The 389-nt window shown below is 42.2% G+C and carries 1 protein-coding gene; it reads left to right on the top strand.

Annotation, left to right across the window (positions count from 1 at the left end):
• Positions 1–389: IS256 family transposase (locus tag AC23MB_RS14395; RefSeq protein ID WP_487787659.1), on the top strand; the 389-nt coding region annotated here is incomplete at both ends.

Genomic DNA, 389 nt, shown 5'->3' with positions numbered 1-389 from the left:
CAGACCATTCGCTCGGTTTTCCCGGAATCTCAAACCCAAATCTGTGTCGTTCACCAGATTAGAAATGCTTGCAAATATGTGGTTTGGAAGGACAGGAAGGCGTTTTCTGCAGACATGAAGCACATATACACCGCTCCCACCAAAGAGGCTGCAAAAGCTGCCTTGGAAAATTTCGCCGAGAAATGGGAAAGCAAATATCTGTACGCAATACAGTCCTGGAGAAACAATTGGGACGAGCTGACCGTGTTTTTTGACTTTCCGGTAGAAATCCGTAAGATCATCTATACTACCAACTTAATTGAAAATCTAAATGGAAAAATCAGAAAATACACCAAAAACAAAATGTCTTTCCCAACCGATGATGCAGTAATGAAGTCCGTTTATCTGGC

It is taken from the genome of Soonwooa sp. T0.1_25 (assembly GCF_057652215.1).
This window is presented reverse-complemented; position numbering and strand designations above follow the sequence as displayed.